Genomic DNA, 8,931 nt, shown 5'->3' on the forward strand with positions numbered 1-8,931 from the left:
ATTGACGGTTTTATATTGTTCAGACGAAACAATTAAAGGATACAAAGATAAAGAGTTTGGAGTAGAGGTTAAATGGGATACACCAATTCTGGAAGGTCATGAATATATTTTCCTGAAAAATAATGCCCGCAAACCTTCTATCTATAACGGTTTTTTCGGGTTAGTCAATTGGGAGGTAATATCTGTACTTAAGAAGAATAAGGACGCGACCTTGATTCTGCATGGCTGGAATAGGATGACCTTTTGGATAGCCATGATCTATTGTAAGATATCCGGTATTCCTTTTTGGATACATTCAGAAAATCCATTGTCGCAGGAATTGCAGAAATCTTCACTGAACCGGTCTATAAAAAAGATTTTCCTGGGAATGATTTTCCGTTGGAGCGATCGCCTGTGTTATATTGGTGAAGAAAGTAAACGTTTCTATCAGTATTACGCTGGTAATCACAAAAGCGTGTTTATGCCTTATTCGGTTGATAATCGTTGGTTTCAGGAACAGTATGCTAAAGTAAGCGATAAAAAAGATTTCTTGAAACAAGGATTAGGTTTGCCTGATGATAAAGTGATTATATTATTTTCCGGTAAATACATTGAGAAAAAAAGACCAATGGATTTAATACGTGCTGCAGAAATATGTAAAGACTTGAATGCTTTTTTTGTTTTCATGGGCGATGGGGAATTACGCAAGGAAATGGAAATGTATATCAAAGAAAAAGCATTGAAGAATATAACATTGACAGGTTTTAAAAACCAATCCGAAATACCTGGTTATTTCGCTTCTGCAGATGTATTTGTTTTGCCTTCAGGTGCTGGCGAAACATGGGGATTAGTAGTGAATGAAGCAATGAATTTTAATTTGCCAATAGTGGTGTCTGATATTGTAGGCAGTTCAAAAGATCTGGTAGAAAATGGAGTGAATGGATATATATACCCTTGTGGTAATGTAGAACTTCTTGCAGAAAAAATAAAGGTATTGATCCAGGATGCAGCTAAAAGAAAACGATTTGGAGACGCAAGTCTGTTAAAAATTGACAACTATTCAAATACAGTAAGAAAAAATAATATTAAAAGTGCCCTGTTGGTTAGATGAAAATAATCTACGTAAATAGCGCCCCCTATAAAATTGATATATGTTTAGCTGCCTGGAAAAAAATAGCTGATGATGTAATTGTTATAGGGGCAAATAAACAGCGCAAAAAAACTGTATTGGAGCGCATAGCTTACAAACTTGGGTATCCGTTGGACCTAGACAAACTCAATGAACGTTTGTTGCTTCAGCTGAATCAGGCTGAAAAACCAGATTTGATTTTCATTGTAAAAGGTAATACTATTTTGCCTGCAACATTAAAAAAAGTCGCTTCCCTGAAAATACCTATAGTTTCCTGGTCCAATGATGATATGTTTGCCAGACATAATCGTTCACGTTGGTATACAAGAGGTGTTAAGTGGTATGATTTGGTTGTTACACAGAAATCCTATAATTGTAATACGGATGAATTACCTGCATTAGGAGCCAGGAAAGTTCTATTTCAGGATAAGTCGTATGATGCGGATCTGCACATTCCTTGTTTGGATTGCACGCAACAATCTGTTAAAGCTGATGTACTGTTTATCGGTACGTATGAAATAGAACGTCATGAAATGATGGAATATGCTGCGTCGCAAGGTGTCGTGATTGATATTTACGGTAACGGATGGAAAAATAAGATTCGAAGCAGCAATTTAATCTGTCATGAGAAACCTTTGTATGGAGAAGAATTTGTGAAAGCCATTTCATGTTCAAAAATTTCATTAAACTTCTTACGAAAAATCAATCGTGATTTACAAACCAGCAGAAGTATTGAAATACCAGCCTGCGGTGGTTTTATGCTGTCAGAAAGAAGTAATGAGCATGAACGCTTGTTTAAAGAAAATTCTGAAGCAGTTTATTTTGATTCAAAAGAAGAATTGGTAGATAAAATAAATTATTATTTACAGCACGAAACGGAACGGAAAAAGATTGCTGATGCCGGTCGTGAACGTTGCCTTGCAAGTGGCTATTCCTTTGAAGACAGAATGAAGGAAATTGTGCGTGTAATTAAACAGAAGACTTCTCATTCACATTCATGAAAATATCGGTAGCCATTCGACAGAAATTTCACGCCTTTGATCTGGCACAGCAATTGCAAAATCACGGGCTGCTGGAAAAGTTATATACGTCGTTTTACGGTAACATCGGCAATCGTAGTAATAATAAAGGATATACAATCAGTGAAAGCCGTGTTAGAACGAGCATGATAAATGCTTTTTTTACATACATATACAGAGAGAAAGATCCTGTTGTTGCTTATCAGCGATTTGGCAAATGGGCGGCAAACCAACTGAGGGAAGAGGATATGGTTGTTTCATGGGGCTTGGCCGCGACACCTATTTTCAATCGTGCAGAAAAAACAGGTATAGTGAAAGTGCTTGAAAGAGGGTCTTCTCATGTTTTGTATCAACGGGATATTTTATTGGAAGAATATGCGAAACTAAATGCAGATGCTTCCAGATTGAAAAACAGTTTTGCTCAGCATCGTCTGGAGCGGGAAATAGAAGAGTATCACCGTGCAGACAGAATAAGTATACCATCTTCGTTTGTTGAACGAACATTTATTGCTCATGGAATTGATGCGAATAAGCTCATTAAAGTTCCTTATGGCGTAAACCTGTCCCGTTTTTCGCCGGCACCTAAAAGGGATAAAATATTCAGAGTAATTTATGTGGGAGCAATGAGCATCCGCAAAGGTGTTCATTATTTACTGCAGGCCTTTAAAGAGCTGAATTTACCTCAAGCAGAATTATGTTTGATTGGCGCTATGACCCCTGAAATGCAGCCTGTATTCGCTCAATATGAAGGCTCTTTTGTCTATCACGCACCAATGCCTCAGGATCAGTTGGCGGCTTACTTAACCAATTCAAATCTTTTTGCTATATGTTCATTAGAAGAAGGATTAGCGATGGTGCAGCCTCAAGCCATGGCCTGCGGACTGCCGTTGCTATGTACCACCAATACCGGTGGAGACGATCTGATCAATAATGGTGTTGAAGGATTTGTTGTGCAGGCTTGTTCAGTTAAAGAGCTAAAAGAAAAGATAGAATATTGCTATATGAACCAGGAAGCTACGGCAGAAATGGGAACACGTGCGTACGAAAAAGTACGTTCCGGTTTTACCTGGGATGATTACGGTAATACTATCATAAAAAAACTAAAGGAAATAAATCATACACTATAAAATATTATTTCATGAGAATTCATGCCATTTGCTTAGCCCTTAATGAAGATGGCTTCATACGTGAAGTGATTTCGGCCTTATATCCGTTCTGTTCGGGCATCAGTCTTATTACACAATATGATAGAGATTGGTATGGAAAACCGGTAATACCTGATCAGACAGTTCCTTTTGTTATGAACTTTCCTGATCCTGAAGGGAAAATTCATGTGGTGATCAGACGCTATAAAGACGAAGCTGCTGCGCGTAATCATGAAATGCAGGCTATCTTGCATGACCCAACAAAAGGTATTCTGACGCATGGTGTACCCATTGAAGAAGTAAAAGCGTTTCATCAAAAACCTGATTACTTTTTAATTGTCGATGGTGATGAAATTTATGATCCGGAGACATTCCCGAATATTATAAAGTATCTGGAAAAGCACAAACCAAGAGGCCTCCGGGTTAATGGATATAATTATTATGGAACCTGGAACCAGCGCCTGAATCCTGCCAAAAAGAAATTTTGTCATTTTGGTTTTATCAAACCGGGAATACTATTCGAGACGCGACGCAGAGTAAGTTGGAATGAAGTGCGTTTGGCAAAATTATTAAAGACATTAAAATTGAAAGATGTTTCCCATAAATTCTTCGGTTTTATGGAATGTCCGGAGGAAGTGGGTGTCTTTCATCACGCTTCATATGTAGGCCCTTTGGAACGTATCGCAAGTAAATTATCAAAGTCTTCACATCCTGAAGTGAATAACAATGAATATCTGCAAAAGGTAATAGCAATGGATACAGAATTTATTCCTTATGATCAGCTTCCAGCGGTGATTCGCAACGCAAAATGGCCGGAAGGATATATTGTTAAATAAATAATAATGCCTGTTACAGATAAAAGTACAATTGAAAAAAGAGGCTTGAAAGGAGCTGTCTGGAATGCTCTTTCATTTATGATGAATATGGGGCAAACCATTTTTTTGGTTCCTATATTATTAACCTTCTGGAGCAATGAAACCTATGGAATCTGGCTTTCTGTATTTGCATTGTTTACTATGTTTCAGTCTTTCGATATCGGTCATCAGACTTATGTCGGAAACAAAATGACCAGTCTGTATCACGCTGGCAACATGGTTGAATTGAAACGCGTGTTGGCTTCTTCAATATACATAGCCGTAGCGTTAGGTATGGCAGAAGTACTTGCGGTAATTATTTTCACTTATGGGGGCTGGATGCAGCAATTACTGGGTGTTTCGGATACGATTACAAAACAATATCACCTAACAGAAGCTCTGTTAGCATTATTGCTTATGTGGATGCTGGTTGGTAGTGTAGGAGGTATTCTGGTTAAACTATTTAACCCTATAGGTAAATATGCTTCCAGCCAGAAATGGGGGATCGTTTCCCGCTTACTTCAATTCTCTGCAATCATTTTAGCTGCAATGTCTCATTTGAATATATTAGGAGCTGCCATTCTGATTGTTTTGTTTAACCTGGTTTACTGTGCTTTTCTATTTGCATATATTAAGCGGATTCTTCCTGAACTGTTCCCATGGTGGTTAAATGGTTCTGTCAAAATCGGATTACAGAATTTTTACCGATCAATAGCCATTACTTTTGCCGGTATTCTGAATCAGTTTAACCAAAGCGGTATCGTATTGGTTATCTCTTCTTATCTGCATCCAAGCCTGGTACCGGCATATACAACCTTACGTACACTTTCTAATACTGCGGTTCAATCTACAAGTATTGTATTGTCTCCGCTGGGACCTGAGATCACTAAGTTTAACACTTTGCAGGAATTTGATAAATTAAAAAAAGTATTTTCAGTGAATTGGTTTTTAAGCGGTATTATCATCAATTCCGGGTTGATATTAATTATTCCTTTTATTGAATGGATATTCAGTTATTGGACAAAAGGTAAAGTGGAATTTAGTTTTCCGTTATTTGCTCTACTGGCGTGCAGTGTTACACTCACTAATTTCGGGTCAGGATTTACCATTTTTATCAATAGTACCAATCAGACCAAACTCATTTTTTTATCATCTGTATTGCGTGTGAGTGTTACGCTTCTGTTAACATATCTGTTTATTGGGAAAATGGGTTTGGTTGCAATAGGAATTGGTCTGTTTATATCTGAACTTTTGAGTTCCATTGTAGTTAATTTACAGTTCATCCAAAATAAATTCAAGTCAAAGGGGCTGAATCTATATGATAAACAGTTATTGTTATCTGTATCTTCCTGCCTCGTTGTAATAATAACATACGGCCTTCAATATAAATTTAATACTGCTGATTCGTTGATATCGTTGATTGGATTTAGCGTTTTGCTATATATTTATTATCTTAAGTGGAAATTCCTGGATACTGATGTGAAGCTTAGAATCAGGGAATTTATATTAACTTTCTTAAAAAAGATTAAAGTGTCCAATAAAGCATCATGACAACCTATAAGTTATATCCTGTTCAGTATACAAATGAATATCCGCGCTGGGTAATCGTTTTAATGCTGGTATTGGGACTATGTTTCATGTATGCAACAGATCATATGGATATCATCTTGTTTATGAATATTCGTTGCTGTTTGTGGTTGTATTTTTATTATACCTGTTATAAATCCGGTTTACTTACACGTTTCGGATATATAATGCAATTTGTATATACAATTGCTACATCTTTTGCGAGTTTAACTTTTTTTTATGTATTATGTCACTATTTGAAACCTGAATATCTGGACTGGTTTGGATATAATGACTATAAAGACATTGTGATAAAGCAAACAAACGATTATATCTATCTTTATGCCAGTGTGCTTGTAACAACTTTTATTCTATGTTACCCTCAGAATAAGTGGAGAGCATCTTTTGTATTTGAATTTACTGAAACAGATTTACAGTTTTATAGAAAGGTAGCCATTGTCCTTTTTGTATCTGGATATGTTTCATTGTCTTTTATGCTGGCCGCTCCTCATGCTTTACATCACTTATTTCATGTAGGTTCTTTATTATCTTTGGGGGCTTTTCCTATTTTATTAATTGTTTATAAAACATATAAAGAAAATGGAATGGATGACAAAGCTCAAGCCATTTTCTGGTTACTTATTTTATTGGTTTTTTTATTTGGAGGTACTGCTTTTTTATTTAAAGGATCTAAAGGTAAATTATTTAACGTATTAGTCTTCTCAGGATTATTTTCAATTACTTATTTTAGATTCACCTTAGTGAAACTGATTGGATATTTTTCGTTAATCACATTACCTTTGTTTTATTTTCTGCCATTTTTTTTAGATTATAAAAACGCAGCTTCTCAAGGTAAATTGTCGTCTACGAAGGATCGGTTAGAGCAGTTGGATAAAGGCACAAATTCTATTGAAGATAAAAATACAAAATTAACTAATCAGTTTGATTACACTATAAATTATATATCCATACGCGCTATCATGGGAACTGTGACTTTAAAATATACTCAGCATGCCTTGTATCTCGGAGATGGGAATTCAAGTTTAGTAAGTTCCGATGTATACCCCCATTTAGTGGAAACTGTTTTGCCGCGTTTTTTAATACGGAATAAATTTGATTTTAATGCCCATTACAATGATGTTGCCCGCATGGTTGGTATTGGGAATTATAATGATACAACAACTTCCAGAAAGCCTAATGTAATGGAAGAAGCTATAATTGTTGACGGACAAAAGGGGATTGTTATTTTTGCAATAATTTCAGCATTGTTTCTGGTTTTATTAACCCGCATTTCATTAGCTAATAGTGATTTCGCAATCTTTAGTATTGTGTTTGTTTGTATTTCGTACATCGCAGCCAATTTAGTTGTTTTGGGTGACATGCTTTCATTCATGATTTTTCAGGCGGGTGTGATTTTTGTATTATTACTTGGTATATTAAGTTTAATGAAATATTATAAATTGGAATGGACAAGATAAGTGTTGTTATTCCTGTTTATAATGGCGAAGCTTTTTTGTTTGCGTGTTTGCAGTCTGTTGTACAGCAAAGCTGCTCCAATATTGAAGTTATTATTTCCATAGATCACTCTTCTGATCAGTCCCTGCGTATTATTCAGTCTTTTCAACACGACTCCCGCATCGTTGTTATTGAGAATGATAAAAGCAACAGAGGCATTTTTGGAAACTTAAACAATGCCATCAGGCATAGTACAGGCAAATACATACAAATTTTTTGTCAGGATGATGTCATGTACCCAAACATGCTTAAAGAGCAGATACAGGCATTGGAAAGCTGTAAAGGAGCTAAGATGGTTTATTGTAAAAAAGATGCCATAGATGCGAAGGGAAATAAAATTGTACTGCAAGAGAAGACCTGGACAACCCCTGATATTTTATACCCCGAAGATGCACGTTGCTATTTCTTTAGTTATGGTTGCTTGCCGGGGAATTTATCTACTGTTATGTTACACAGAGATTGTATTGAGCGGTATGGATACTTTAACCAACAGCTCGTGTATGCGGGTGATTTTGAATATTGGATACGGATTGCCGGGAATGATCCTATTGTAGTGAATAAACAAACACTTCTTGCTGTGCGCCAGCATAATCAGCGTGGTAGTAAAACGCTGAATACAAACCTGGTTTTACTGGAAGAAGAAATAAGTATTTATAACGATTTAATGAATGCTGCCTATACAGGCAAAAAAAAGAAGGAAGCCTTAAGGTACATTACCCGAATCAGAGGTGTGCAGCATGTGCATATGTTTATTAAGATGCTCCTGTCAGGTAATGTGAAAAACATGCGTCGTAATATAAGAAAATTTAAATCACCTTTTAGTTTTACAAAAGTGCTATGGTATTATGTTACAACCTTGAATATGCGCATCAATGTAAATAGGAAATTGGTTAAATGAAATGATTGATATGAAAGAAAAAATAAATGTTATTTATATACTGAGCAATGGACGCAGCGGTTCAACCATACTGGACTTGTTACTGGGGACACTGCCTTTTACCTGGACAATGGGGGAGTTACAAAATCTACCGAAGGATTATAGTGAAAATCGCGTTTGCGGTTGTACAAAGCAGTTGTCTTCCTGTAATTTTTGGTCTAAGATTTATGGTGATAGTTACATAAATAATTTCGGCACAATTACTTCACTAAGCTATTTCAGGGATAAATACCCACAAGGCCGAGTGATACGCTGGAGTATGCTGAGAGATGTATTACGTAAATCAATCCGTCCGAAATATAAAGCTGATGCTATCAAATACAGTGAAGCAAACTATCAGTTAATGCAGAAAGTATTGCATGAAGCTAAAGTGCGCAAAGGTGAGCAGGTGAACTGGCTGGTTGATGCTTCAAAAGACCCGTATCGCTTGATGTGGTTACATGCTTCAGGATTATTTAACATACGTGTGATCCATATTACAAAAGATCCCCGTGCATTAGTATATTCCATGACGAATAAAGATCTGAATAAATCTTTTCTGAAATCCATGCGAATGGTTGTGAAATGGTTCGGTGAGAATCTTATCATGTCCATTCTTTGTAAAAGGCATTTTGAAAAAACGGAAACATACCAGTTGCAGTATGAGAAAATGGTAAGTAATACGGAAGAAGAATTTGCGAGAATGACTCAGTTGTTTGGAGTAAGCCTATCGGATGTTAAAAAAGAAGAATTTAGAAATCATATGAACCACGGGATTTCGGGTAATCAGGCAAGATGGCGGGGTGGG

Annotated in this window: 8 protein-coding genes; all 8 read left to right on the forward strand. The window is 36.3% G+C overall.

All coding sequences use genetic code 11. From position 1 onward, the window contains the following. Positions 1-1,090 (forward strand): glycosyltransferase family 4 protein (locus ACTHJT_RS10320; RefSeq protein WP_440237942.1); only part of this gene is annotated, 1,090 nt, incomplete at its 5' end. Beyond that, complete coding sequence (locus ACTHJT_RS10325) at positions 1,087-2,109, forward strand: CgeB family protein (protein ID WP_440237943.1); 1,023 nt, start codon at positions 1,087-1,089, stop codon at positions 2,107-2,109. The genes ACTHJT_RS10320 and ACTHJT_RS10325, both read left to right, overlap by 4 nt. Beyond that, positions 2,106-3,254 (forward strand): glycosyltransferase family 4 protein, encoded by a 1,149-nt coding sequence (locus ACTHJT_RS10330; RefSeq protein ID WP_440237944.1) that lies wholly within the window; start codon positions 2,106-2,108, stop codon positions 3,252-3,254. Before ACTHJT_RS10325 ends, ACTHJT_RS10330 begins: the two co-directional genes overlap by 4 nt. A gap of 11 nt (positions 3,255-3,265) precedes the next feature. After that, on the forward strand, positions 3,266-4,108 hold the full coding sequence (locus ACTHJT_RS10335; RefSeq protein WP_440237945.1) for a hypothetical protein: 843 nt from the start codon (positions 3,266-3,268) through the stop codon (positions 4,106-4,108). Between the two features lie 6 nt (positions 4,109-4,114). Further along, positions 4,115-5,677, forward strand: coding sequence for a lipopolysaccharide biosynthesis protein (locus ACTHJT_RS10340; protein WP_440237946.1), 1,563 nt, complete (start codon positions 4,115-4,117; stop codon positions 5,675-5,677). Then, a complete protein-coding gene (locus ACTHJT_RS10345) occupies positions 5,674-7,170 on the forward strand; it encodes a hypothetical protein (protein ID WP_440237947.1) in 1,497 nt (498 codons plus the stop codon). Before ACTHJT_RS10340 ends, ACTHJT_RS10345 begins: the two co-directional genes overlap by 4 nt. After that, positions 7,158-8,105 carry a glycosyltransferase gene (locus tag ACTHJT_RS10350; RefSeq protein ID WP_440237948.1) on the forward strand — a complete coding sequence of 316 codons (948 nt, stop codon included), beginning with the start codon at positions 7,158-7,160 and terminating at the stop codon, positions 8,103-8,105. The genes ACTHJT_RS10345 and ACTHJT_RS10350 overlap by 13 nt, the downstream gene beginning before the upstream one ends. Before the next feature lie 10 nt (positions 8,106-8,115). Next, positions 8,116-8,931, forward strand: an 816-nt coding sequence (locus ACTHJT_RS10355; protein WP_440237949.1) for a sulfotransferase, incomplete at its 3' end; no start/stop codon positions are given.

Origin of the sequence: Cytophaga sp., from assembly GCF_051961495.1 — a bacterium.
Lineage (GTDB): Bacteria > Bacteroidota > Bacteroidia > Cytophagales > Cytophagaceae > Cytophaga.

Bases quoted from the DNA above. Each gene is read 5' to 3' on its own strand.
- ACTHJT_RS10335 (WP_440237945.1), top strand. From the start codon at position 3,266: ATGAGAATTCATGCCATTTGCTTAGCCCTTAATGAAGATGGCTTCATA.
- ACTHJT_RS10330 (WP_440237944.1), top strand. From the start codon at position 2,106: ATGAAAATATCGGTAGCCATTCGACAGAAATTTCACGCCTTTGATCTG.
- ACTHJT_RS10325 (WP_440237943.1), top strand. From the start codon at position 1,087: ATGAAAATAATCTACGTAAATAGCGCCCCCTATAAAATTGATATATGT.
- ACTHJT_RS10340 (WP_440237946.1), top strand. From the start codon at position 4,115: ATGCCTGTTACAGATAAAAGTACAATTGAAAAAAGAGGCTTGAAAGGA.
- ACTHJT_RS10345 (WP_440237947.1), top strand. From the start codon at position 5,674: ATGACAACCTATAAGTTATATCCTGTTCAGTATACAAATGAATATCCG.
- ACTHJT_RS10350 (WP_440237948.1), top strand. From the start codon at position 7,158: ATGGACAAGATAAGTGTTGTTATTCCTGTTTATAATGGCGAAGCTTTT.